The 25,407-nt window shown below is 66.1% G+C and carries 22 protein-coding genes and 1 riboswitch; of the genes, 14 read left to right on the top strand and 8 right to left on the bottom strand.

Annotation, left to right across the window (positions count from 1 at the left end; genetic code table 11):
- The first annotated feature begins 47 nt into the window (after positions 1-47).
- From purL to VM621_RS08225, 3 genes are read left to right on the top strand one after another with little or no spacing between them, the layout of a single operon-like run.
- Positions 48-3,911 carry a phosphoribosylformylglycinamidine synthase gene (gene purL, locus VM621_RS08235; RefSeq protein ID WP_325468483.1) on the top strand — a complete coding sequence of 1,288 codons (3,864 nt, stop codon included), beginning with the start codon at positions 48-50 and terminating at the stop codon, positions 3,909-3,911.
- Positions 3,908-4,759, top strand: coding sequence for a glycosyltransferase family 2 protein (locus tag VM621_RS08230; RefSeq protein ID WP_325468482.1), 852 nt, complete (start codon positions 3,908-3,910; stop codon positions 4,757-4,759). The genes purL and VM621_RS08230 overlap by 4 nt, the downstream gene beginning before the upstream one ends.
- Positions 4,705-5,661, top strand: coding sequence for a DMT family transporter (locus tag VM621_RS08225; protein ID WP_325468481.1), 957 nt, complete (start codon positions 4,705-4,707; stop codon positions 5,659-5,661). The genes VM621_RS08230 and VM621_RS08225 overlap by 55 nt, the downstream gene beginning before the upstream one ends.
- Positions 5,662-5,670: 9 nt before the next feature.
- On the opposite strand, the gene VM621_RS08220 is transcribed toward VM621_RS08225, so the two are convergent.
- Positions 5,671-6,813 carry an aldose epimerase family protein gene (locus VM621_RS08220; RefSeq protein ID WP_325468480.1) on the bottom strand — a complete coding sequence of 381 codons (1,143 nt, stop codon included), beginning with the start codon at positions 6,811-6,813 and terminating at the stop codon, positions 5,671-5,673.
- A 134-nt stretch (positions 6,814-6,947) separates the two neighbouring features.
- Here VM621_RS08220 and VM621_RS08215 point away from each other — a divergent pair, with 134 nt between their 5' ends.
- Positions 6,948-7,658, top strand: a complete 711-nt coding sequence (locus tag VM621_RS08215; RefSeq protein WP_325468479.1) for a FadR/GntR family transcriptional regulator — start codon at positions 6,948-6,950, stop codon at positions 7,656-7,658.
- Positions 7,659-7,887: 229 nt separating this feature from the next.
- Here VM621_RS08215 and VM621_RS08210 read toward each other — a convergent pair whose 3' ends face one another.
- Positions 7,888-8,097 (bottom strand): YbdD/YjiX family protein, encoded by a 210-nt coding sequence (locus tag VM621_RS08210; protein ID WP_325468478.1) that lies wholly within the window; start codon positions 8,095-8,097, stop codon positions 7,888-7,890.
- A gap of 10 nt (positions 8,098-8,107) precedes the next feature.
- Positions 8,108-10,183, bottom strand: coding sequence for a carbon starvation CstA family protein (locus tag VM621_RS08205; RefSeq protein WP_325468477.1), 2,076 nt, complete (start codon positions 10,181-10,183; stop codon positions 8,108-8,110).
- 148 nt (positions 10,184-10,331) lie between these two features.
- Here VM621_RS08205 and def point away from each other — a divergent pair, with 148 nt between their 5' ends.
- Positions 10,332-10,868 (top strand): peptide deformylase, encoded by a 537-nt coding sequence (gene def, locus VM621_RS08200; protein WP_325468476.1) that lies wholly within the window; start codon positions 10,332-10,334, stop codon positions 10,866-10,868.
- Between the two features lie 44 nt (positions 10,869-10,912).
- Here the strand turns inward: def and VM621_RS08195 are convergent, their stop codons facing one another.
- The 5 genes from VM621_RS08195 to VM621_RS08175 all read right to left on the bottom strand — a co-directional run bounded on the left by VM621_RS08195 (position 10,913) and on the right by VM621_RS08175 (position 17,159).
- Positions 10,913-11,296 carry a hypothetical protein gene (locus VM621_RS08195; RefSeq protein WP_046969476.1) on the bottom strand — a complete coding sequence of 128 codons (384 nt, stop codon included), beginning with the start codon at positions 11,294-11,296 and terminating at the stop codon, positions 10,913-10,915.
- A gap of 123 nt (positions 11,297-11,419) precedes the next feature.
- A complete protein-coding gene (pyrF, locus tag VM621_RS08190) occupies positions 11,420-12,232 on the bottom strand; it encodes an orotidine-5'-phosphate decarboxylase (RefSeq protein WP_325468475.1) in 813 nt (270 codons plus the stop codon).
- A 500-nt stretch (positions 12,233-12,732) separates the two neighbouring features.
- Complete coding sequence (gene ettA / locus VM621_RS08185) at positions 12,733-14,391, bottom strand: energy-dependent translational throttle protein EttA (protein WP_325468474.1); 1,659 nt, start codon at positions 14,389-14,391, stop codon at positions 12,733-12,735.
- Positions 14,392-14,613: 222 nt separating this feature from the next.
- On the bottom strand, positions 14,614-15,954 hold the full coding sequence (locus tag VM621_RS08180; RefSeq protein ID WP_325468473.1) for a hypothetical protein: 1,341 nt from the start codon (positions 15,952-15,954) through the stop codon (positions 14,614-14,616).
- Positions 15,955-16,145: 191 nt separating this feature from the next.
- The gene (locus VM621_RS08175) at positions 16,146-17,159 is read right to left on the bottom strand and encodes a hypothetical protein (RefSeq protein ID WP_325468472.1); all 1,014 of its coding nucleotides are present in this window, start codon (positions 17,157-17,159) and stop codon (positions 16,146-16,148) included.
- A gap of 229 nt (positions 17,160-17,388) precedes the next feature.
- Here VM621_RS08175 and glyA point away from each other — a divergent pair, with 229 nt between their 5' ends.
- The 9 genes from glyA to nusB all read left to right on the top strand — a co-directional run bounded on the left by glyA (position 17,389) and on the right by nusB (position 25,407).
- Entirely contained in the window at positions 17,389-18,645 is a 1,257-nt protein-coding gene (glyA, locus tag VM621_RS08170) for a serine hydroxymethyltransferase (protein WP_325468471.1), read from the top strand.
- 3 nt (positions 18,646-18,648) lie between these two features.
- Complete coding sequence (nrdR, locus tag VM621_RS08165) at positions 18,649-19,164, top strand: transcriptional regulator NrdR (protein ID WP_325468470.1); 516 nt, start codon at positions 18,649-18,651, stop codon at positions 19,162-19,164.
- Positions 19,165-19,205: 41 nt separating this feature from the next.
- Positions 19,206-20,270: a bifunctional diaminohydroxyphosphoribosylaminopyrimidine deaminase/5-amino-6-(5-phosphoribosylamino)uracil reductase RibD gene (gene ribD / locus VM621_RS08160; protein WP_325468553.1), complete on the top strand. Its 1,065-nt coding sequence runs from the start codon at positions 19,206-19,208 to the stop codon at positions 20,268-20,270.
- A complete protein-coding gene (locus VM621_RS08155; RefSeq protein ID WP_325468469.1) occupies positions 20,267-21,247 on the top strand; it encodes a Gfo/Idh/MocA family oxidoreductase in 981 nt (326 codons plus the stop codon). Before ribD ends, VM621_RS08155 begins: the two co-directional genes overlap by 4 nt.
- A 247-nt stretch (positions 21,248-21,494) precedes the next feature.
- Positions 21,495-21,645: riboswitch (FMN riboswitch) on the top strand.
- A 125-nt stretch (positions 21,646-21,770) separates the two neighbouring features.
- The gene (locus tag VM621_RS08150) at positions 21,771-22,412 is read left to right on the top strand and encodes a riboflavin synthase (RefSeq protein ID WP_325468468.1); all 642 of its coding nucleotides are present in this window, start codon (positions 21,771-21,773) and stop codon (positions 22,410-22,412) included.
- Between the two features lie 12 nt (positions 22,413-22,424).
- On the top strand, positions 22,425-23,516 hold the full coding sequence (gene ribB, locus VM621_RS08145) for a 3,4-dihydroxy-2-butanone-4-phosphate synthase (RefSeq protein WP_325468467.1): 1,092 nt from the start codon (positions 22,425-22,427) through the stop codon (positions 23,514-23,516).
- Complete coding sequence (ldcA, locus tag VM621_RS08140) at positions 23,516-24,448, top strand: muramoyltetrapeptide carboxypeptidase (RefSeq protein ID WP_325468466.1); 933 nt, start codon at positions 23,516-23,518, stop codon at positions 24,446-24,448. Before ribB ends, ldcA begins: the two co-directional genes overlap by 1 nt.
- A 41-nt stretch (positions 24,449-24,489) precedes the next feature.
- Positions 24,490-24,957, top strand: coding sequence for a 6,7-dimethyl-8-ribityllumazine synthase (gene ribE, locus VM621_RS08135; protein ID WP_325468465.1), 468 nt, complete (start codon positions 24,490-24,492; stop codon positions 24,955-24,957).
- Positions 24,958-25,407, top strand: a complete 450-nt coding sequence (nusB, locus tag VM621_RS08130; protein WP_325468464.1) for a transcription antitermination factor NusB — start codon at positions 24,958-24,960, stop codon at positions 25,405-25,407. It begins immediately after the preceding gene.

The raw sequence follows: 25,407 nt of genomic DNA, 5'->3' as shown, positions 1-25,407 counted from the left end.
CAACATCATGTAGAATGGGCGTTTTCCTGCAGCGCCTTTTCCCCCGCATGATCGCACTCGACGGGCAGAGCGCCCTCTCACCGTTTCGCCTCGAACGACTGAACGCGCACCTCGATGCCCTGCATCACGGCACGCGCGTCCAGGCCGCCTGGTTCACTTATTTCGTCGACGTCGCCGTCGCACCGGAAGGCGAAGCGCGCGCGCGCCTGCTGTCGGTGCTCGAAGCGAAGCCGGGCGCTCCCGACGAGGCCACCTTCTGGGTCGTGCCGCGCCTGGGCACCATCTCGCCATGGTCCAGCAAGGCCACCGATATCCTCCACGGCGCCGGTTTCGACGTGCGCCGGGTCGAGCGCGGCACCGCCTGGCGTGTCACCGGCATGCCGGCCGCCACCGACCCCAGCTACGCCGCGGTCATGGGCGCGTTCTGCGATCCGATGGTGCAGTCGCCGCTGGCCTCCCTGGCCGACGCCGCGGGCTTGTTCCTTGCCGGTGAACCCGGCCCGTTGGGCCATGTCGAGCTTGGCCAGGACCCGCGTGCCGCGTTGTCCGCAGCCAACCAGCAGCTCGGTCTCGCCCTGGCCGACGACGAAATCGACTACCTCGCCGAGCGCTACGCCGAGATGGGCCGTGCGCCGACCGACGCCGAACTGATGATGTTCGCGCAGGCGAACTCGGAGCACTGCCGGCACAAGGTGTTCAACGCGACCTGGACGCTCGACGGCCAGACGCAGGACAACTCGCTGTTCGGCATGATCAAGAACACCCACCAGAAGTCGCCGGCGCATACCTTGTCGGCGTATCACGACAACGCCGCGGTGATCGAGGGCCACGAGGGCAACCGGCTCTTCGTCGATCCGAAGGACGGCGTGTTCCGCACGGTGGCGGAATCCGCGCCGTATGCGATCAAGGTCGAAACCCACAACCATCCGACGGCGATCGCACCGTGGCCGGGCGCCGCGACGGGCGCCGGCGGCGAGATCCGCGACGAGGGTGCCACCGGTCGCGGCGGCAAGCCGAAGGCCGGCCTGACCGGCTTCTCGGTATCGCACCTGCGCATTCCCGGTCTACCGCGTCCCTGGGAAAAAGATCGCCCGCTGCCGCCGCGCATGGCGTCGGCCTTCGAAATCATGCGTGACGGCCCGCTGGGCGCCGCCGCGTTCAACAACGAATTCGGTCGTCCCGCGCTCGGCGGTTATTTCCGCACGTTCGAACAGGAAACCGGCGACAAGGGCATTCGTCGCGGCTACGACAAGCCGATCATGATCGCCGGCGGTCTCGCGGCGATCCGTCCGGACCATGTGCAGAAACGCAAGGTGCGTCCGGGCGACAAGGTCATCGTGCTCGGTGGTCCGGCCATGCTGATCGGCCTGGGCGGCGGTGCCGCATCGTCGGTCGCCTCCGGCACCTCCAGCGCGGAACTGGATTTCGCCTCGGTACAGCGCGACAACGCCGAGATGGAACGCCGCTGCCAGCAGGTGATCGACAGCTGCTGGGCACGCGGCGACGAGAACCCCATCGTCAGCATCCACGACGTCGGTGCGGGCGGCGTTTCCAACGCCATCCCCGAAATCCTCAACGACGCCGGTGTGGGCGGCATCATCGATCTGTCGGCACTGCCGTGCGACGACCCGACGCTGTCGCCCATGCAGGTCTGGAGCAACGAATCGCAGGAGCGTTACGTGCTGGCGATCGGCGCGGAGGATCTCCCGCTGTTCGAGGCCTTCTGCGCCCGCGAACGCTGCCCGTACGCCGTCGTCGGCGACGCCACGGCGGAGCCGCGACTCATCGTCAAGGATCCGCGCCGCGATCTCACCGTGATCGACCTCGGCATGGACGTGCTGTTCGGCAAGCCGCCGCGCATGCACCGCGACGCCGTGCGCGTGAAGCCGCGCGTGGATCTCGTGGCCGATCTCACCGGCATCGGCATGGATGAAGCGCTGATGCGCGTTCTCCGCCTTCCGGCCGTCGGCAGCAAGAACTTCCTCATCACCATTGGCGATCGCACGGTCGGCGGCCTCAACGCCCGCGATCCGATGGTCGGCCCGTGGCAGGTGCCGGTGGCCGATGTCGCCGTGACGATGACCGACTTCGACGGCTACACCGGCGAAGCCATGGCCATGGCCGAACGCGCCCCGATCGCCCTGCTCAACAGCGCCGACGCCGCGCGCATGGCCGTGGGCGAAGCCATCACCAACATGGCGGCTGCCTCGCTGAAGCTCGACGAGGTGCGCCTGTCGGCAAACTGGATGGCCGCCGTGAACCATCCTGGCGAAGACGCCGCGCTGTTCGATGCGGTGAAAGCCGTCGGCATGGAACTGTGTCCCTCGCTCGATATCTCGATCCCGGTGGGCAAGGACTCGCTGTCCATGACCACGGTGTGGACGGACGAGACCGGCAAGGCCCAGAAGACCGTCTCGCCGGTGTCCCTGGTGATCACCGGCTTCGCTCGCGTGGACGACGTGCGCCGCACGCTCACGCCGCAGCTCAAGCTCGACCGCGGCGACAGCGAACTGTGGCTGATCGACCTCGGCGCGGGTCGCGATCGCCTTGGCGGTTCGGCGCTCACCCAGGTGTTCAACCGTGCCGGTGGCGTGCCGCCGGACCTGGACGATCCCAAGCGCCTGCGCGCGATGTTCGAACTGATCCAGGAAGCGAACCAGGCGGGCCTGCTGCTCGCCTATCACGATCGCTCCGACGGTGGCGCGATCGTCACCCTGCTCGAAATGGCCTTCGCTGGCCGCTGCGGCCTCGAGCTGCGTCTGGACGGCTGGGCCGACGCCACCTTGCGTGCCCTGTTCAACGAGGAGCTCGGCGCCGTCGTGCAGATTGCCGCGGCCAACCGCGAGGCGTTCGAGCTGCTGCTGGTGAAGCACAACCTGGCCGGCATGACCCACCACGTGGGGCGTCCGAAAGAGAAGCTCGGCATCAAGCTCCACCTCAACGGCGAAACCGCCTTCAAGTGGAACTTCACCGAGCTGTTCCGGGCCTGGAACGAAACCAGCTATGCCATGCAGGGCCTGCGCGATAACCCGCACAGCGCGGACCAGGAAAACCACTGGCGCCTCGACGATGCCGATCCGGGCATGTCGCCGAAGCTCACCTTCGACCCCGCCGAAGACATCGCGGCGCCGTACATCCATACCGGCGTGCGTCCGCGCGTGGCGATCCTGCGCGAGCAGGGCGTCAACGGCCAGGTCGAGATGGCCGCGGCGTTCAGCCGCGCCGGCTTCGACGCGGTGGACGTCCACATGTCCGACCTCGCCAATGGCCGTCATCACCTGAAGGACTTCCGCGGCTTCGCCGCCTGCGGTGGCTTCTCCTATGGCGACGTGCTCGGCGCCGGTCGTGGCTGGGCCACGTCCATCCTCTACAACGATGCGTTGCGCGAGCAGTTCGCCCGCTTCTTCGAAGACGGCACCAAGTTCGCCCTGGGCGTGTGCAACGGTTGCCAGATGATGTCGCAGCTGAAGGACATCATTCCGGACGCGAAACACTGGCCACAGTTCCTGCGCAACCAGTCCGAGCAGTACGAAGCACGTCTGGCGACCCTCGAGATCCTGGATTCCTCCAGCGTCTTCTTCCGCGGGATGACCGGTTCGCGCATCCCCGTCGCCGTGGCGCATGGCGAGGGCCGGGTGTATTTCCCGAACGTGTGCAGTCCGTCGAAGAGCCATGGCGCGGCACGTTTCGTCGACAACCGCGGCAAGCCGACCGAAAGCTACCCGCTCAATCCGAACGGCTCGCCCGGCGGCCTGGCCGCGTTCACCGCGGCCGACGGTCGTGTCACGATCATGATGCCGCACCCGGAACGGGTGTTCCGCACGGCGCAGCTGAGCTGGCATCCGGAGAACTGGGGCGAGGATTCGCCGTGGATGCGGATGTTCCGCAATGCACGTGTCTGGGTGGGATGAGCGGCGAACTCACCAGCATCGTCATCGTGCTCGCCGACAGCGGGCCGTTCACCCGCGAATGCGTGGATCACGCGCTCGCCAGTGACGTCCCCGTCGAGATCGTCATCGTCGACAATGGCTCCACCGACGGCATTCCCGAAGCGCTCGACCGGGCCTATGCCGACGACGAGCGCGTTCGCGTGGTCTACAACCGGGCGAACCTCGGATTCGGGCCGGCCGTGAATCGCGGGGCCGCCCAGGCCCGCGGCGACCGATTGCTCGTGCTCAACCCCGATTGCCTGGTCGAGCCGGACACGATCTCGCGCATGGCTGCGCACATGGATGTCCATACCGGCATCGTCGGTGCCGTGGTCTGCGACAGCGCCGGACATCCCGACGCCGCCTCGCGGCGGCGCGACCCCCTGTTGCGTCGCTCGCTGCACACCTTGCTTGGCAAGAAGGGCGACGACGGCATCGATATCACCGGGCCCATCCCGAACGGTGTCGAAGAGGTCGAGATCGTTTCCGGCGCGATCCTGCTCATGTCACGCGCCGTGTTCGAACGTCTCGGCGGCTTCGACGAAACCTTCTTCCTGCATTGCGAAGACATGGATCTCTGCCGCCGGGCCCGCGATGCCGGCTATCGCGTCCTGCTGGCCGGCGACGTCCGCGTCCTGCACGGGAAGGGCGGCTCGAGCCGGCATCGGCCCGTCTTCGTCAGCAGGCACAAGCATCGCAGCATGTACCTCTGGTTCCGCCGCCACGACCCGGCGGCGCGTAACGCGCTCGTGCGTGCGGTCGTGTGGATGGGGATATGGACGCACTTCATCCTGAAGATCCCCGGCCAGCTCGCGCGATCTCGTCGGTGAGGGGTACGTCGTCGCGCGGCAGCGGCCCCGCCACGCTCGGCCTGCTCGCTGTCACCGCCATCTGGGGCTCGACCTTCGTCCTGATCAAGGATGTGGTCGGGCGCATGTCCGTCACCGATTTCCTCGCCATCCGCTTTCTGATCGCCGCCGTGACGATGCTGATCCTGTTCGCCCGGCCGGTCTGGCGCATGGATCGCATGCAGGTCGTGCGCGGTCTGGCCCTGGGCGTGCTCTACGGCTTCGCGCAGTGGTTGCAGACCGAGGGCCTCGCACTGACCTCGCCGAGCGTCAGTGGCTTCGTCACCGGCATGTACGTGGTGATCACACCGATCCTCGCCCTGCTGATCTTTCGACAGCGCATGCCGGTCAGCACATGGGTCGCCGTCGGCCTGGCCATGGTCGGCCTCGGCGTGCTGGCGCTGAACGGTTTCGAGGTCGATCTCGGCGTGCTGCTTACGCTCGCCTCGGCCGCGCTCTACGCGCTGCACATCGTCGGCCTCGGCCATTGGTCGAGATCCGGGGAAGCCTTCGGCATGTCCGCCGTGCAGATGGTCGGTATCGCCGCTGTCTGCCTCGCGGCGACGTTGCCGCATCACGGTCCGGCGCTGCCGCCCGATCCGAAGGCCTGGATCGCGGTGCTCTACATGGCGCTGATCGCCGGGGCCTTCGCCATGCTGGTGCAGACCTGGGCACAGGCGCACATGGCCGCCACGCGCGCGGCCATCGTCATGACCACCGAACCGGTCTTCGCGGCGGGATTCGCCGTGCTGCTGGGCGTGGATGTCCTGACCACCCGCATGGTCGGCGGCGGCGCACTGGTGCTGGCGGCGATGTACATGGTGGAACTCGCGCCGCGCTTCCGCCGGAAGAAACCGGCGGAAGCGCTGCATCACGACGTGTGACGGGGCGGGTTACTTCGCGCCCTTGTCCACCGAGAACTTGTAGGTCATGACGTTGCGGTAGGTCTTGCCCGGTTCCAGGCGGGCGGAGCCGAAGTCCGGGTGGTTCGGCGTGTCCGGGAAGAGCTGCGGTTCCAGTGCGAAGGCATCGCCCTGGCGATAGACCCCGCCGGACTTGCCCGACGTGGTGCCATCGAGGAAGTTGCCCGAATAGAACTGCAGGCCTGGCTGCGCGGACCAGAGCGACAGGACGCGCCCCGACTTCGGATCGCTGACCCTGGCGACTTCCCGCGGTTGCGCGGCTTCCTTGCGCGAAATCACCCAGTTGTGGTCGTAGCCGCGGCCGAACACGATCTGCTCTTCCTTCGCATCGCGGACATCCTTGCCGATCGGTTTGGCCTTGCGGAAGTCGAAGTCCGTGCCTGCGACGCGGCGCACCTCGCCGGTGGGAATCGCGGTGGCATCGGTGGGCAGGTAAGCATCGCCGGCGATCATCAGGCGCTGGTCCATCACGCTGCCGGAGCCTTCGCCGGCAAGGTTCCAGTACGTGTGGTTGGTGATGTTGACGATCGTCGGCGCATCGGTGGTGGCCGTGTATTCGATGGTCAGTTCGTTCTTGTCGTCGAGCGAGTACCTGGCGGTCGCCGTGAGCTTGCCGGGATAGCCCTGGTCGCCATCGGGACTGACGTAGGTGAGGGTGACACTCGGTGTCGCGCCCGACTCGACCTTGTCGACGCTCCAGACCACCTTGTCGAAGCCGATCTTGCCGCCATGCAGCGAGTTGGGCCCGTTGTTGACCGGCACGTTGTACGGCTTGCCGTCGAGGGTGAACTTGCCCTTGGCGATGCGGTTGGCGTAGCGGCCCACGGTATTGCCGAAGTACTGGGGCATCGCAAACGTGCCCTTAAGGTCCGGGTAGCCGAGCACGACGTCGCCGGGCTTGCCGTTTCTGTCGGGTACGTCGAGCGCATAGAGCGCCGCGCCGAGCGAGAGAACCTTTGCCGTGACGCCGTGGCCGTTGGTCAGCGTGACCAGGGTCACGTCCTTGCCATCCGGTGTGCTGCCGAACGACGCCTTCGACGCTTCACCGGCCGAGGCGGCCGTCGCACTGGCCAGCAGGATCGCTGTGACCACACCCGTTCCGAACTTTCTCATCATTCACTCCGGTTGCCGGCAATCTCCCGACAAGATCATATTTGTCAGACAAATGACAAGTTGCGGTGCGTCATCGCACCGACCGGCAAGTCGGCTAGGATGGACTTCCCGTTTCGTCAGGTGTTGGAAGGTCCATGGCTTTGAAAGCAGGGGGAACGCGTAACCTGCACGCGCGCGTCATCGAAGAGATCGGCGAGTCCATCGTCAGCGGCGTGCTTCGCCCGGGTGAGCCGCTACCGGGCGAGTCCCAGCTGGCCGAACAGATGTCGGTCAGCCGGACCGTGCTGCGCGAGGCGTTGAAGGTGCTGGCCGCCAAGGGCCTCATCGAGACGCGCCAGAAGACCGGCATGCGTGTGCGCGATCCCGCCTTCTGGAACCATCTCGATGCCGACGTCCTGTCCTGGCGCTGCGCGGCGATGCCGACGGAGGACTTCGTCGAAAAACTGGTCGAGATGCGCGAGATCATCGAGCCCGCCGCGGTCATGGCGGCAGCACGTCGTCGTTCGCCGGCGCAGCTGGAGGTGATCGGCGCGGCGCTGGACGCCATGGAGGATGCCCCCGACCTCGATGCCTGGGCACAGGCAGACCTGCGATTCCACGATGCCGTCCTGGTCGCGACCAACAACGAACTGCTCAGCTCGTTGTTCTCGGTGATCGAAACCGCGCTCGCCACGTTCTTCGTGATGTCGGCGCGTACGGCGAAGAACTTCAAGTACTCGCTGCCGCACCATCGCGCGGTATACGAGGCGATCCGTCGCCGCCGGCCTAACGAAGCGGCGGTGGCCATGCGCACCATGATCGCGGACTCGCGGGCGAACATGCGCAAGGGCAAACGCCGCGGTTGAGCCGCGGCGCTTGCCCTGTGTGGGAGCCGGCTAGGCCGGCGATGGGCGTCCAGGCGACCTGGTTATCGCCGCTGAAGCGGCTCCCACAGGGGGGGCGCGGCGCTTGCCCTGTGTGGGAGCCGGCTACGCCGGCGATGGCGATGGGCGTCCAGGCGACTTGGTTATCGCCGCTGAAGCGGCTCCCACAGGGGGGCGCAGGTATGCCAGGCGGGCGGGAGACAGGCACGCCTCAGCAGCAGCGCCCGCCCGTTCCGCGATACCTGGCTTCCTGGCGCTCGCGGAAGAACTCCCCGTAAGTGGGAATCTTTCGCTCGGGATGATGCTCCCGCAGATGCTTCACGTAGACCTCGTAATCCGGCACGCCACAGCAGAGGCGGGCGGTCTGCACCGCCCACTTCCACAACGAGCGCGGGCCGGTCGGGGCATTCGGCGTACTCATGGCGACCTCCTCACGAGGCGACGCTGGACAGCGCGACGTACGGCTCTTCGTGCGCGGTCGGGTGATTGGCGCGCCAGGCGCGGGCGATGGCGCGGAGCGAGAAGAACAGCATGGTCAGCACCAGCAGCATGAACAGGCCGGTGAGGGCCATGTCGACGCGGTTGTTGGTGACGATGCGTTGCATTTCCTCGGCGGTCTTGGCCGGCGCCAGCAGCTTGCCCGAGGCCATGGCGTTTGCGTACTTCTGTGCGGCGGCAGTGAAGCTGATCTTGTCGTCGAACAGTTTCTGCCAGGCCGCGGTGAGCGTACAGACGACCAGCCAGGCGGCGGGTACGCCGGGCACGAGCACGTAGCGCTCGCGCTTGAGTTTCACGGTGACCAAGGTGGCAAGCATCAGCGCGATCGCCGCAAGCATCTGGTTGGCGATGCCGAACAGGGGCCACAAGGTGTTGATGCCGCCCAGTGGATCGACGGCGCCCTGGTACAGGAAATAACCCCACAAACCCACGCAGATCACCGTGGCGATGATGTTGCTCACCCACGACTCGGTCTTCTTCAGCGGTGCATACGCCATGCCCGCCAGTTCCTGGATCATGAAACGACCGACGCGCGTACCGGCGTCCACCGTGGTCAGGATGAACAGGGCTTCGAAGAGGATCGCGTAGTGGTACCACATGGCCATCATGCCTTCGCCGGGCAGGATGCCGTGGAGTAGCTGGGCCATGCCGACCGCCAGGGTCGGGGCTCCGCCGGCGCGACCCAGAATGGTGCCTTCGCCGATGTTCTTCGCGGTCTCGGTCAACTCCTGCGGAGTGACCAGGAAACCCCACGTGCTGATCGTCTGGGCGGCCTGTTCGACCGTGGTGCCGACCAGCGCGCCGGGGGAGTTCATGGCGAAGTACACGCCCGGGTGCAGGGACGACGCGGCGATCAACGCCATGATGGCGACGAACGCCTCCATCAGCATGCCGCCATAGCCGACCATGCGTGCCTCGCCTTCGTTGGCGAGCAACTTGGGCGTGGTGCCCGAGGCGATGATCGAGTGCCAGCCCGAGACCGCGCCACAGGCGATGGTGATGAACAGGAAGGGGAACAGGTTCCCGGAGAACACCGGGCCGGAGCCGTCGATGAACTTGGTGACGGCCGGCATCTGCAGCGTCGGCGCGGCCAGGAAGATGGCCAGGGCGAGCAGGGCGATCGTGCCGATCTTGAGGAAGGTGGAGAGGTAATCGCGTGGCGCGAGCAACAGCCACACCGGCAGTACCGAGGCGAAGAAGCCATAGCCGATGAGCAGCCACGCCAGCGATTTCGCGTCGAAGTCGAACAGGGCGGCCATGGCCGGGGTGTCGTTGACGGTCTTGCCGTACCAGATCGACGCCAGCAGCAGCACCAGGCCGATGATCGATATCTCGAGGATGCGGCCGGGCCGGATATAGCGCAGGTACACGCCCATCAGCAGCGCGATGGGAATGGTGGCGGCGACGGTGAAGGTGCCCCAGGGGCTATGGGTCAGCGCCTTCACCACCACGAGCGCGAGCACGGCCAGCACGATCATCATCAGGACGAGCACGCCCACCATGGCGATGACCCCGGGCACCTCGCCCAGTTCCTCGCGCAGCATGTGACCGAGCGAGCGGCCATCGCGGCGAAGCGACAGGCCGAGGATCATGAAGTCCTGGACCGCGCCGGCGAAGACGACGCCGACAAGGATCCACAAGGTGCCGGGGAGGTAGCCCATCTGTGCGGCGAGGACGGGCCCGACCAAGGGGCCGGCGCCGGCGATCGCGGCGAAGTGATGGCCGAAGACCACCCAGCGGTCGGTCGGGACGTAGTCCAGTCCGTCGTTGCGCAGGACCGCCGGCGTGGCGCGCGAGGGGTCCAGTTGGAGCACGCTGGTGGCGATCAGGCGGCTGTAGAAGCGATAGCCGATCAGGAAGACGGCGATCGACGCGGTCACCAGCCAGATGGCGTTGATGGGCTCGTCGCGTCGCAGGGCGACGACACCGAGGCACCAGGCGCCGACAATGGCGATGGCGGCCCACAGGATCTTTCCTGCGGGACTGGGTTTCGGGATGGCGCTGTGCATGGTGGTTGGCTCCCCTCGCGGATGGCACAAGGGTCGTCCCCCTGCTCACGGGGGTCAATGCGTGGCGAGGGTATGGCGTATTAGCCATTGGTCGAATGGCCGCCCGGCGTCGTATGCTCGACCCATCCCCACTCCCCTGGCGATAGCGATGATCCGCGAGATCCTGAAAATGGGTGACGAGCGCCTGTTGCGCGTCGCACCTCCCGTTCCCGACGCGATGATCGGCACAGCCGAACTGGACGCCCTCATCGCCGACATGTTCGACACGATGCATCACGCCGGCGGCGTCGGTCTCGCCGCGCCGCAGATCGGCGTGGACCTGCAACTGGTGATCTTCGGGTTCGACAGCAGCGAGCGATATCCGGATGCGCCACCGGTGCCGGAAACCATCCTGCTCAATCCGCTGATCACCCCGCTGTCCCAGGATATGGAAGAGGGTTGGGAGGGCTGCCTCTCGGTTCCCGGCCTGCGGGGGGCGGTGAACCGCTACTCGCTCATCCGTTATCAGGGGGTCGACCCGCAAGGGGAGCCGATCGACCGGACCGCCGAAGGCTTTCATGCCCGTGTGGTCCAGCATGAGTGCGATCACCTGATCGGACGGCTTTACCCCTCGCGAATCACGGATTTCAGCAAGTTCGGCTACATCGAGGTGCTCTTTCCGGGCATGGATATCGGCGACGATTGAGGTACCTCTCAAAAGTCCGTCGCAGGTCCGGCAAGCTCGCGTGGTTATTCGGCCTCGGCCAGCGCCTCGACAATGACCAGAAGCGCCTTCCGGCGTTCCTTGGGCAGGCGGCTAACCAGCCCGACCAGGCGCAGCTGTTCGCGCGAGTCGGCTCGGTAAAGGGCAGGGCTTTCGCGAACGCCCGTGGCGCCGTTGGGTGCGCCGCGGCCCGTGGCCAGCCATTCGAAATTCACGCCGAACCGCGTCGCCATGTCGATCTGGCGTTCCAGTTCGGGCAAGCCGAGATCGCTCAGCCATTTTCGGGCGGTTTCCCGGCTGACGTCGAACAGGTCGGCCAGCTGGGTGATGCGGCCGCGGCCTTTCTTCACGCCAGCCATGTCCAGCGCGACATGCAGGCGTTGGGAAAAACCTCGGTTGATAGGTGGCATGACAACTCCGGTTGAACGCTTTGGCGCTTCAAGACCCGGTATTGTTGGATAGCCCGGACAGGCAGCGTAAGCCTTTTGCAGTTGCCAAGTCGTGCAATTTGCGACTGTTTTTTGTTTCGTCGGTCACTGACGATGCGAGTTGACCGATTTTCTCATTTCATCCGCGGCCCGATGTGCTACGTCCGCGAAGTCCGAGCCGGCGCTAGCGTAAAGGATGGCGCGAGAAGAAGAAATCATCAGGCCGCTGCCGTCGGCGGTCCGACCCTGGGCCATGACGGCCTGGATGTCGCCCCCCTGGGCACCGATGCCTGGCACCAGCAAGGGCATATCGCCGACCACCGCGCGGACGCGGCCGAGTTCTTCCGGCCAGGTTGCGCCTGTCACCAGCGCACAGTTGCCGTTTTCGTTCCATTCCCGGGCGATCGTTTCGGCGACCCGGATGTAGAGCGGTTGCCCACCGCAATCCAGGGCCTGGAAGTCCGCGCCGCCCGGATTGGAAGTGCGGCAGAGCAGGATCACGCCCTTGTCGGCGCGTTCCAGGAAAGGCTCGATCGAGTCGCGGCCCAGGTAGGGGTTCAGCGTGACCGCGTCGGCGTCGTAGCGCTCGAACGCCTCGGTGGCGTAGTGGCGGGCGGTGGAGCCGATGTCGCCGCGCTTGGCGTCGAGGATCACCGGGATGCCGGGGTGCTTGTCGTGGATGTGGGCGATCAGTCGTTCCAGAACCCCTTCCGCACGCTGCGCGGCGAAGTGGGCGATCTGCGGCTTATAGGCGCAGACGAGGTCTGCCGTGGCATCGACGATGTCACGGCAGAAGGTGAAGATGCCTTCCTCGCCGGTCAGGCCTGCCGGCAGCCGACCGGGCTCGGGGTCGAGTCCCACGCAGACCAGGGAGTCGTTGCGACGCCAGGCGTCCTTCAGGGCAGTCATGAAGTTCATGGGCGGCTTCGCTTTTCCTGGTGGTTTGGGCGGGGGCGCGGCAGTGCATTTTGTGGGAGCCGATTCATCGGCGATAGGCCATGCGGTTTCGCCGCTTCGTTGGCTTTTCGCCGCTGAAGCGGCTCCCACATGGGGTGCGGCAGTGCATCTTGTGGGAGCCGATTCATCGGCGATAGGCCATGCGGGTTCACCGCTTCGTTGGCTTTTCGCCGCTGAAGCGGCTCCCACAGGGGTTGCGGCAGTGCATTTTGTGGGAGCCGATTCATCGGCGATGGGCCATGCGGTTTCGCCGCTTCGTTGGCTTTTCGCCGCTGAAGCGGCTCCTACAGGGGTTGCGGCAGTGCATTTTGTGGGAGCCGATTTATCGGCGATAGGCCATGCGGGTTCACCGCTTTGTTGGCTTTTCGCCGCTGAAGCGGCTCCCACATTGGCTCCCACATTGGCTCCCACATTGGCTTGTTCGCCGCCGAGGGGCGGCGATGCCCGTGCCGCGGGTCGTGTCAGACCAGCTTCTTGTACTTCACGCGCTTCGGGCCGGCGTCGTCGCCGAAGCGGCGCTTCTTGTCGGCTTCGTACTCGTTGTAGTTGCCCGGGAAGAATTCGACATGCGAATCGCCTTCGAACGCGATGATATGCGTGGCGATACGGTCGAGGAACCAGCGGTCATGGGAGATGACCACGGCGCAGCCGGGGAATTCGAGCAGCGCGTCTTCCAGGGCGCGCAGGGTCTCGACGTCGAGATCGTTCGACGGCTCATCGAGCAGCAGCACGTTGCCGCCCTGGAGCAGGGTCTTGGCCATGTGCAGGCGGCCGCGCTCGCCGCCGGACAGCTGGCCGACGATCTTCTGCTGGTCGGTGCCCTTGAAGTTGAAGCGACCGATGTAGGAGCGCGACTGGATCTCGAAGCTGCCGATGGTGAGGATGTCCGAACCGCCGGACACTTCCTGCCAGACGTTGTTCTTCGGGTCGAGGGCGTCGCGCGACTGGTCGACATAGGCGAGCTTGACCGTGTGGCCGGTCTTCACTTCACCGGAGTCCGGGGTTTCCTTGCCCATGATCATCTTCATGAGCGTGGACTTGCCGGCGCCGTTCGGACCGATGATGCCGACGATCGCACCCGGCGGGATCTTGAACGAGAGGTCTTCGATGAGCACGCGGTCGCCGAACGACTTGGTGACGTTCTTGAACTCGATCACTTCCTGGCCCAGGCGCTCGCCCGGTGGAATGAAGATTTCGTTGGTTTCGTTGCGGCGCTGGTACTCGACCGAGTTCAGCTCCTCGAAACGGTTGATGCGGGCCTTGCCCTTGGACTGGCGTCCCTTGGCGGCCGTGCGGATCCACTCCAGTTCCTTGGCCAGCGCCTTCTGGCGCGACTTTTCCTGGTTGGCTTCCTGCTTGAGGCGTTCGCCCTTCTGCTCGAGCCAGTCGGTGTAGTTGCCCTTCCAGGGAATGCCGCGGCCGCGGTCGAGCTCGAGGATCCACTCGGCGGCGTTGTCGAGGAAGTAGCGGTCATGGGTGACCGCGACGACGGTGCCCGCGTAGTCGTGCAGGAAGGTTTCCAGCCAGTCGACCGATTCGGCGTCGAGATGGTTGGTCGGCTCGTCGAGCAGAAGCATGTCGGGCTTGGACAGCAGCAGGCGGCACAGGGCCACGCGGCGCTTCTCGCCACCGGACAAGGGCCCGACCAGGGCGTCCCAAGGCGGCAGGCGCAGCGCGTCGGCGGCCACTTCGAGCTGGCGCTCGAGCGCGTGGGCGTCGTTGGCGGCAAGGATGCCCTCGAGCGCTTCCTGCTCCTTGGCGAGCTTTTCGAAGTCCGCGCCTTCTTCGGCGTACTCGGCGTAGACCTCTTCGAGGCGCTTCTGGGCGCCGAGGGTCTCGGACACGCCTTCCTCGACCACTTGACGCACGGTCTTGGTCGGGTCCAGATCCGGTTCCTGGGCAAGGTAGCCGATCTTCGTGCCGGGGTTGGCGCGGGCTTCACCCTGGAAGTCGGTGTCGACGCCGGCCATGATCTTCAGCACCGTGGACTTGCCCGCGCCGTTCAGGCCGAGCAGACCGATCTTGGCGCCGGGGAAGAAGGACAGCGAGATGTCCTTGATGATCTGGCGCTTCGGGGGGACGATCTTGCTCACCCCGTTCATGGTGTAGATGTACTGCATGGATGCTCCGTAGGCCAAGGCCGCGCCCCCGGGGCCGATGCACACCGGGTGGGCAAACCCCGATTATAGCGGCTTCGGGTGTCAGGGCGTCGGTGCGGACGGGAACGCCCGCGTCGCGCGCCGTCCTCTCGGACATTCGTCCCGGGGAGCCCCCGCCCAGGGTACGGGGGCGGGGAATCCGCGAGGTCGCTGCCGCCATTTGCCCATGTTCGCGGTGATCGGTCACCGGTCGTCCGACAGCCGCCTGTCGGCAACGAAGCCCACGCCCGTCTTGGCGTAGTCGTTGATCAGGCGCATGTTCGCCGCCGAGTATCCATAGCAGTTGGAGCGAAGGGCCAGGCTGGGCGCAATCATGTTGGTCTCACACCACCATCCGCTGTAACGCACCTCGGCGTTGGCATGCGTCGCGCCGAGCAGGTGTCCGAGCTGATGGGCTATCTCCGGATACCTGCCGCCGATCGACGCTATGCCTTCGCTGCCCTTCTGCCAGGAGCGTCCATACAGCCCGGGCTCGGGCATGCCGTTAACGATGAGCAGGTACTTGTGCTTGTACGTGCGCGGAATGCGGTTTTCGTACGCAAAGTTGCGGACCGCGTCGGACCAGTTGTACAGCGATCCGATGTACTGGTACGGCAGGTCGGTGACGCCGCGCATCCCCTGGCTGTAGAGGACGTCGACTCTCTCCCCGCGAACGACGTTCCGCAGGAGGTCGGCCAGCCACCAGGCGACATAGCCGGCGTGGATGTGTTGCGAGGACAGGTGGCCGACGTCGTCGTGGAGCATCAGGTGGAACGTGAGCCGGTTAGGCACGAGTTCGATCTTGGAACTCCGCCGGACGCGCGGCCGAGGGGCCGCTACCGTCGATGCACCTAGGGGCACCGATGCATCGTTCGAAACGTTTCCTCCGGGGAGGTTCTCGTGTTCGACGCGGATGCTTCCGGCGGTAAAGCCGGTGATATCGATGCCAGTCGTCGACTGCGACGTGATGTCGAGACGATTGCCCGAGCGCGTGGCGACAACCGGCACCCCATGCCATGTTGCGTCGTACATCCGGCCGTGGCTGCCGTCGGCAAACCTGATGTCGCCACCCAGCTCGCCGGACACGACGAGGTCGTCGTTGTCGTCCGCGACATGAGGGGACGCGATGGCCGGTTCACCGAGGTGGACGTGTGCGGGCAAGGCCGTCGCAACGGCGAGGTCGAAGCTCGCCACCGCTTGGGGTGCATTGGCATCGGTGACCGCATCGAGATCGACAAGGAGCTGGCCGTCGCCACGCGAGATGGTGGCAGGCACGCCGTTCCAGGAGCCGGTGTAGGTCGTCATCACACTTCCGTCGGGAAGCTCGACAGGGGTATCGAGCATCGATTCGACGGCAAGGAGCGCGTTCGTCGCCACACCCGCTTCGTCCGACGCGCCGATCTGGAAGGCCGGCTGGGGTAAACCCCGGGCGATCTGTTCGTCGAAGCGGTCCAGTGACGTCGAAGCGTCCCATGTCGATGCGTTGGCGGCGGTCGCCGAAAGCGTCATCGCGATGAGGGTGGAGAGGGCAGTCCATGTCTTCATTCGGTTCGTCCTGTCGGATGGCGAGGGAGACCGGCAACGCTAACGTGACCGATCTCTTTTTTCTCGCGCCCTTACGGACGTCGCGACAAAACCGCACGCAATACAGGAGTTGTCCTAGGCCACTCGCTTCCTCGCTGACACCGAAGGCAGGAAAGGATTCGCCTCACCCGCTATGCGCGACGATCGGTTACCTACTGATCCAGTTCCCGCCGAACATAGTTGCGAATCAAGGTGTCGTTGTGTCCGGAATAGATTCGGCAGCTGTAATAGGGCACTTCGTAACCCCTCATGTTCGTCACGCAAGGAAAGCGAAGTTCGCCGTGTTCGTGCCGGGCGTCCAGCGTATGGCCGAACTCGTGGGCGATGATGTGCCTGGGGCCCGTACCGCTCGCTATCGCAACGGTATCCCGCGGCAGGGCGACACCATACACCCCGTCGCCGCCCCAGTTCTGCGGCCGCCGGTCGACGAACAGCATGGTCTTCGTGAGGCTCGACGGAACCGCGCCGACGCTGGTGAGGTAGTCGTTGGAGACCGTCCTGAAACGGATCAGTGCCTCGGCATTCGTGCCCTGGTCGTAGTCGAAATCGGTCACCCCGGCGATGCGGTCCTTGATGAACACCTTGACCGGAATGCCGGGCTTGACCGTGCGTTCCATGTCGCGCACCCACCAGCCGATGTACCAGTTGTGGAACTTCGCGTAGTTGGATTCGCCGGACTGGTTGTGCAGGAAAATCCAGAACTGCAGTTCGCTTGGCGTCGAGGTCGTGTTGCCGGTGACGTGAGGCGCGGCGAAGGTATCCGCCCACGGGGGCGCGACCACGTCGTCCGGTTCCGGCGCGGCGGTAAGACCGGCCAGGGCGGTCATGTCGGCAGCGGGCTTTTCTTCGAACGCATCGATGGCCAGCGCGTCGCCGATCCGGGTGAAGGTCGCTTCCAGGCCGTTCGCGGTTCCCGTATAGGTGACAGCGTGGCTGCCGTCGGGATAAACCACGTCGGTTTCGAGCTTTTCTTCGACGACGACCTGGTCGACACCGGGCCCTCGTTCGTCGTCCTCCGGGCGGGGGAGCGAGAAAGCCTGGGGCAGGCCGGCGGCGACATGACCGTCGAACAAGGCGGCGGAAGCCGATTGGGCGAGGGCGGCGGCCTGGCAGGTGATCAGGGCCGCGCCGACGGCGATACGGGCGATATTTCGGTTGAACTTCATGGGTGCTTCCATTCGGGGGAGGGGAGGGCGGGTGACGCCCATCCAGAAAGCTACGTAAACCCTCGGGCGGATGCTGTAGGCCTGGGCCGGGGGCTGCGTAAGCGAAGGCCGGGGGCTGTCCGGAGCCATCCCGCCGGCCCCCGGCCTGGAGGCCGGGCTGATCACTGGCTGCAACCCCCCATAACCGCTACAATTTTCGGCCTTACCCGCTTGATGAGATGAGGTCAGGATGTTCCCGAAGGACTGCACGATCGCCGGTTACGATGACGAACTGGCCAAGGCCATCGCCAATGAGGCCCGCCGCCAGGAGGATCACGTCGAGTTGATCGCCTCCGAGAACTACGCCAGCCCGCGCGTGATGGAAGCCCAGGGCTCGGTGCTGACCAACAAGTACGCCGAGGGATACCCGGGCAAGCGCTACTACGGTGGCTGCGAGTACGTGGACGTCGCCGAGAGGCTTGCCATCGACCGCCTGAAGCAGCTCTTCGGTGCCGACTACGCCAACGTGCAGCCGCATTCCGGTTCGCAGGCCAACCAGGCCGTGTACTTCGCCCTGCTGCAGCCAGGCGACACCATCCTCGGCATGAGCCTGGCCCATGGCGGTCACCTCACCCATGGCGCCAAGGTCAACCTCTCGGGCAAGATCTTCCATGCCGTGCAGTACGGCATCGATCCGGAGTCGGGTCTGGTCGACTACAACGAAGTCGAGCGCCTCGCCGTCGAGCATAAGCCGAAGATGATCGTCGCCGGCTTCTCGGCCTATTCGCAGATCCTCGACTGGGGCCGCTTCCGCGCCATCGCGGACAAGGTCGGCGCCTATCTGTTCGTCGACATGGCACACATTGCCGGCCTGGTCGCCGCAGGCGAATACCCCAACCCGATCGAGCATGCGCACGTGGTCACCTCCACGACGCACAAGACCCTGCGCGGTCCGCGCGGAGGCATCATCATTGCCAAGGGCCTGGGCGAAGAGCTGGAGAAGAAGCTGCAGTCCATCGTCTTCCCCGGAATCCAGGGTGGTCCGCTGATGCACGTGATCGCGGCCAAGGCGGTCGCGTTCAAGGAGGCGCTCGAGCCCTCGTTCAAGACCTACCAGGCGCAGGTGGTGAAGAACGCCAAGGCCATGGCGAAGACCTTCATCGAGCGCGGCTACAAGATCGTCTCCGGCGGTACCGAGAACCACCTCATGCTGATCGACCTGATCGGTCGCGACGCCACCGGCAAGGACGCGGAAGCGGCGCTTGGCAAGGCGCACATCACGGTGAACAAGAACGCCGTGCCGAACGACCCCCGCTCGCCCTTCGTCACCTCGGGCCTGCGCGTCGGTACGCCGGCGATCACCACCCGCGGTTACGACGAAGCGGCCACGGTGGAACTCACCCAGTGGATCTGCGACGTGCTCGACGCCCCGGGCGACGACAAGGTCATCGCAGCCGTGCGCGAGAAGGTCACGGCGCAGTGCGCACGATTCCCGGTCTACGGCTGATCGATGCATTGTCCGTTCTGCCAGCATGAAGACACCCGTGTCATCGACTCCCGTCTCACGGAGGACGGTGGCACGGTGCGGCGTCGCCGTGAGTGTCCGCAATGCAGCGAGCGTTTCAATACGTTCGAAACGGCGGAACTGAAGCTTCCGGCGATCGTCAAATCCGGCGATCGTCGCGAGCCTTTCGACGAACACAAGCTGCGCGTGAGTTTCGAGCGTGCGCTGCAGAAGCGTCCGGTCGCCAGCGATGCGGTGGACGGTGCCGTGCGCGCGGTGGTGAACGACCTGCGTCGCTGCGGCGAACGCGAAGTACCGTCGCGACAGGTCGGCGAACTGGTGATGCGCGAGTTGAAGGCGCTCGACCAGGTCGCCTACGTGCGCTTCGCCTCCGTGTACCGCCGGTTCGAGGACGTACACGCCTTCCGCGAGGAGATCGAGAAGCTCGAACGCGACCTGCCGTCGCTCGAAGGTCTGCAACTGCCGCTGCTAGACGTGGCCAGGCGCGGGCGCAAGAGCTGATCATGTCGCGGCCGTTCTTCCCCGCCATGGATCACGTACACATGGCGCACGCCTTGCGCCTGGCCGAACGTGGTCTGCATACCACCCAACCCAATCCGCGCGTGGGCTGTGTCATCGCGCGCGGCGAGGCCGTGCTCGGTACCGGCTGGCATCCGCGCGCCGGTCAGCCGCATGCGGAGATTTTCGCGCTGCGCGAAGCGGGCGAGGCCGCACGAGGGGCCACGGCATACGTCACGCTGGAACCGTGCGCCCACCATGGACGTACGCCGCCCTGCGCCGATGCGCTGATCGCGGCAGGTGTCGGTCGGGTCGTCATTGCCCATGAAGACCCGTTCGACAAGGTGGACGGCGCCGGCATCGCGGCGTTGCGGGACGCCGGTATCGGTGTCCAGGTGGGCCTGATGCGCGACGCCGCGCGCGAACTGAACATCGGTTTCTTCAGCCGTATCGAGCGCCAGCGTCCATGGGTGCGCGTGAAGCTGGCGATGAGCCTCGACGGGCGCACGGCGCTTGCCGACGGCTCGTCGAAGTGGATCACCGGCGAGGCCGCGCGTGCCGACGTGCAGCGCTGGCGCGCACGCTCGTCCGCGATTCTTTCCTCCAGTGGCACCGTGCTTGCCGACGATCCGCACCTGACCGTTCGCCTGCCGGAAGGCGAGGCCTTCGTGCCGCCGCTGCGCGCGATCCTCGACACGCGGCTGCGTACACCGCCGGGGGCGAACGTGCTCGACGGATCGGCGCCGACCGTGCTCCTGCACGCCGCCGATACGATCGTGCCGGCGCATCTCCAGGACGTGCCTCGCGCGGCCATCCGGCGCGACGAGGCCGGTGGCCTGGACCTGCGTGCGGCGTTGTACTGGCTGGCGCAGCAGGACATCAACGAAGTCCACGTGGAGGCCGGTCCCGTGCTTTGCGGGGCGCTTCTGGCCGCGGGACTGGCCGACGAACTGCTCGTCTACATCGCCCCCATCCTGCTCGGCCACACTGGCCGGCCGATGCTCAACCTGCCGCCGCTGGACGATATGGCCTCGCGTTGGAAGTTGCAGACCGTGGACCGCCGCCAGGTCGGCGACGACATGCGCCTGCAGCTGCGTCCCACGTCGTGACCGTGCTGTCCCACGTACGCTGGGGCATCGTGGGCTGCGGTGCGGTGACCGAGGTCAAGAGTGGCCCGGCCTTCGCGAAGGTCGCCGATTCGTCGCTGGTCGCCGTCATGCGACGCGATGGCGACAAGGCCCGCGACTACGCCGAGCGCCACGGCGTCCCCCGCTGGTACGACAACGCCGCGGCATTGATCGCCGATCCCGACGTCGACGCGGTTTACATCGCCACGCCGCCGTCGAGTCACCGCGAATACGCCCTGATGGCCATCGCCGCCGGCAAGCCCGTGTACGTGGAAAAGCCCATGGCGATCGACCACGCCGAATGTGTCGCCATTCTCGAGGCGGGCAGGGCGGCCGGCGTGCCGGTCTTCGTCGCCTATTACCGTCGCATGCTGCCCCGCTTCCGGCGCATCGCGGCGCTGCTGGCCGAGGGCGCCATCGGCACCCCACGGCTGGTCAATGTCCTCCTGCACCATCCGTTCGAAGCGAGGTATCGCGATCCGGCCAGGCTGCCGTGGACCGTGCAGCCCGAACTTTCCGGCGGCGGTATCTTCGTCGACATCGGCTGCCACACGCTGGATATCCTCGACTTTCTCCTCGGTCCCATCGTCGATGCGCGTGGCATGGCCTCGAACCAGCTGGACGCCTATCCGGCCGAAGACACGGTGGCCATGGCGTTCGCGTTCGGGTCCGGCGTGCTGGGTACGGGGCTGTGGAACTTCGGCGCGGACCGCCGCGAGGATCGCGTGGAGATCGTCGGCGACCGCGGACGGCTGGTCTTCGCCACCTTCGGTGAGGGGCCGATCCGATGCGAAGCCGGCGGCCACGTGGAGGACATCCACATCGCCAACCCCGAGCACATCCAGCAGCCGCTGATCGAATCGATCGTGGCGGAACTGACCGGGAAAGGCGTTTGTCCATCGACCGCCCAGAGCGGCGCGCGCACCAGCTGGGTGATGGACCAGGTCCTTCGGAACTGACGGCTTCATCGGCGTTGACTACCCCATGTGGGAGCCGATTCATCGGCGATCCCGCGCCAACGGGCCCGTTCGCCCCCTGTGGGAGCCGATTCATCGGCGATCCCGCGCCAGCGGCCCGTTCGCCGCGGACACTGTTGCCGCTGAGGCAGCTCCCACAAGGGCTCCTACACGGCCCCCAGTTGCAATTCGGGTCGCGGACCCCATGCTATCCTCCGCCGGCCTGTTCCCCTTGGGGAGCCGGCCTCCACAGCGTCTTCAGGGCGGGGCGAAACTCCCCACCGGCGGTAGGTTTCCGCAAGGAAACGAGCCCGCGAGCGCTTCCGGTTTCGGTCGGAAGGTCAGCAGATCCGGTTCGATGCCGGAGCCGACGGTTACAGTCCGGATGAAAGAAGACGGCGATCGCCCGTTCCCCAGGGGACGTGCGGCGCCATGCGCCTTGGGGCGTTTTTCGCTCATTACCGCGGGAAACGTTTCATGAAAATCCAGATCGTCGTCACCGTCTCCTCGCAAGGAGGCCACTGACATGTTCACCGGCATCATCCAGGCCGTCGGCCGCATCGCGCGGCTGGAACCGCGTGGCGGCGATGTCCGCCTCGTCGTCGACACGGCCGCGCTCGACATGGCCGACGTCGCCCTGGGCGACAGCATTTCGGTCGCCGGCGTCTGCCTGACCGTGATCGACTTCGACGCCAGGAGCTTCGCCGCCGACGTCTCCAACGAAACCCTCGCGCACACGACGCTCGGCGCGCACAAGGCCGGCGATACCGTGAACCTCGAGAAGGCCTTGCGCCTGGCCGACCGTCTGGGCGGCCATCTCGTCTCGGGTCATGTCGATGGAGCCGGCAAGGTCGTCTCCGTCGTGCCCGATGGCCGCTCCCTGCGTTGGACCTTCGAGGTGCCCAGCGACCTGGCGCGTTATATCGCCCACAAGGGCTCGGTCTGCATCGATGGCACCAGCCTCACGGTCAACGAGGTGAACGGCCATCGCTTCGGAGTGAACCTTATTCCCCATACGGTGGAACATACGACGTTCGCCGCGCGTCGCCCCTGCGACGGCGTGAACATCGAAGTGGACGTCGTCGCCCGCTACATCGAGCGCCTGCTTTCCAGTGGCGACACCCCGCGCCTCGACGAGGCCTTCCTGAAGCAACACGGCTTCGTCTGACCCGGACCTCCCATGCCATTCCATACGATTCCCGAGATCCTCGAAGACTTCCGCCAGGGCCGCATGGTCGTCATCCTCGATGACGAAGACCGCGAAAACGAAGGCGACATCGTCATGGCCGCCGAGAAGGTGCGGCCGGAAGACGTCAACTTCATGGTTCGCGAAGCACGCGGCCTGCTCTGCCTGACGCTCACCGAGAAGCACACGCGCCAGCTCGGCCTGAAGCCCATGGTCAGCGACAACAATTCGCCGTACCACACCAACTTCACCGTTTCGATCGAAGCGGCGGAAGGCGTGACCACGGGTATCTCCGCGCATGATCGGGCACGGACCATCCAGGTCGCCGCCGCGGCCGACGCCAAGCCCGCCGACATCACCATGCCCGGCCATATCTTTCCGCTGACGGCGCAGGCAGGTGGCGTGCTCAGCCGTGCCGGGCACACCGAAGCCGGCTGCGACCTGGCCACGCTGGCCGGTTTGCAGCCGTCGGCCGTGCTGATCGAAATCCTGCACGACGACGGCTCGATGGCACGTCGTCCCGAACTGGAGATCTTCGCCGCGAAGCACGGGTTGAAGATCGGCACTATCGCCGACCTCATCCGCTATCGCCTCGAGACCGAGAAGACGATCGAGCGGGTGCACGAAGAAGACGTCGACACCGAGTTCGGTCCGTTCCGCCTCGTCGCCTATCGCGACGGCATCCGTCGCGGCCTGCATTTCGCCCTGGTCCGCGGTGACGTCGCCGACGGCGAGCCCGTGCTCACGCGTGTGCACGTGCGCAACACGTTGTCCGACGTGCTCCACCTCAAGCGCGACGACCTCGGCCTGACCGTCACCGAGGCGCTGCGCAAGATCGAGGCCGAGCAGCGCGGCGTGCTGGTGGTGCTCTCCGGCGAGGACACGCCCGACGCGCTGCTGGCGCGTCTCAGGCGTGATGCCTTGCCCGTGCCGGCGAAGAAGGACGACCAGGAGTGGCGGCAGACCGGCCTCGGCGCGCAGATCCTGGCGGACCTGGGCATCAAGCGCCTGCGTGTGATCGGCACCCCGCGCAAGCTGGTCGGTATCGCCGGCTTCGGCCTGGAAGTGGTGGAGCAGGCTGGCTGATGACCCCATCGTACGATATCCGCCTCATCGCCCCCTCCGGTTACCCGCACAATGCCCACGCGATGGCGCGCGGTATCGCGCGGCTGGAACAGGCCGGCCACACGGTACAAGGCAAGGACGTGCTGGAGCGACGCCAGCTCCGCTTCGCCGGCAGCGACGCCGAGCGCGCCGCCGACATCAACGACCTGGCCGATCCGTCGAAGCCGCTGCCCGACGTGGCGCTGGCCATTCGTGGCGGCTACGGCGCGCACCCCTTGCTGCCGCTGCTCGATTACGACGGCCTGCGCCGCCGCCTTGGGAATGCGCCGCTCGCCCTCGTCGGGCACAGCGACTTCACCGCCCTGCAGTGCGCGCTGTTCGCTCGCAGTGGCCTGGTGACCCTGGGGGGGCCGATGCTGGGCGCGGACTTCGGGGCTCCCGAGCTGGATGCGCGAACCTGGGAGCACTTCTGGGCCACGCTGTCCACCGATGAAGGCCGGGCCGGCTGGAGCACGCCGGACACCCTGACCCTCGATGTGCAGGGCACGGTCTGGGGCGGCAATCTGGCCATGCTGACCAGCCTCATCGGTTCGCCGTTCTTCCCGCAGATCGAGGGCGGCATCCTGTTCGTCGAGGATATCGCCGAGCCGGCCTACCGGGTCGAGCGGATGCTCTATCACCTGTTCCATGCGGGCGTGCTGGCACGGCAGAAGGCCCTGGTCATCGGCGACTTCACCAGCTACCGCACCACCGAATACGACAACGGCTACGACCTGGATGCCACCTTCGAGCGGATCGCCGCCGTGGCCGGCATCCCGATCGTCCGCGGCCTGCCGTTCGGCCACGATGCGGCCAAGTTCACCCTGCCTTTTGGCGCCCCGGGACGGCTAACCGTCGCCGACGGGAACGCCATGCTCACCTTCAGCGGCCACCCCAGGCCGAAAACCCCGTAAAATAACCGGCCGCCAGCGGCCCGCCCGCCACAGGACTACCCATGAAGATCATCGAAGGCGATTTCGCCACCCCCAAGGGCCGCTTCGCCATCGTTGCCGGCCGTTTCAACGCGTTCGTCGTCGAGCCCCTGGTCGAGGGCGCGCGCGACGCGCTGGTTCGCCACGGCGTGAAGGACGACGCGATCGACCTGATCCGCGTGCCCGGCGCGTTCGAAATCCCGCAGGCCGCCTACAAGATCGCCGGTTCGGGCAAGTACGCCGCCGTGCTCGGCCTTGGCGCGGTCATCCGTGGCTCGACTCCGCATTTCGACTACGTCGCCGGTGAAGCCGCCAAGGGCCTCGGCCAGGCGGCGTACGCCTCGGGCGTGCCGGTGTCGTTCGGGGTGCTCACCACCGACAGCATCGAGCAGGCCATCGAGCGTGCCGGCACCAAGGCCGGCAACAAGGGCGTGGATGCGGCCATGGTCGCGATCGAGATGGTCAACCTCTACGCGAAGCTCGGTAAGTAAATGAACAACACTCCTCCGCACGGCATCGACCTCGCCGCACGCTCGCGCGCCCGTCGCCGCGCCCTCCAGGCGCTGTATGCCTGGCAAGTGGGTGGCAGCAAGATGGGCAGCGTGATCGAGCAGTTCCGTCACGAACAGGACATGGTCGTCGCGGACCTCGAATACTTCGAGGACATCCTGCGCGGCGTGGAGAAGCACGTGAAGGAACTCGACGACGGTATCAAGCCGTTCGTCGATCGCGAGGTCTCGCAGATCGATCCCATCGAGCTGTCGGCCCTGCGCATGGGTGCCTACGAGCTGAAATACCGTCCGGACGTGCCGTACCGGGTGGTGATCAACGAGGCCGTCGAAGCCACCAAGCGCTTCGGCGCGGACCACGGCCACAGCTATGTGAACGGCGTGCTCGACAAACTCGCGACACATTGGCGTACGGCCGAGAAGCGATCCTGA

This window comes from Luteibacter sp., from assembly GCF_035539195.1.
Lineage (GTDB): Bacteria > Pseudomonadota > Gammaproteobacteria > Xanthomonadales > Rhodanobacteraceae > Luteibacter.
Note: the sequence above shows the minus strand (reverse complement) of the source record. Positions and strands in the feature narration are given on the sequence as shown.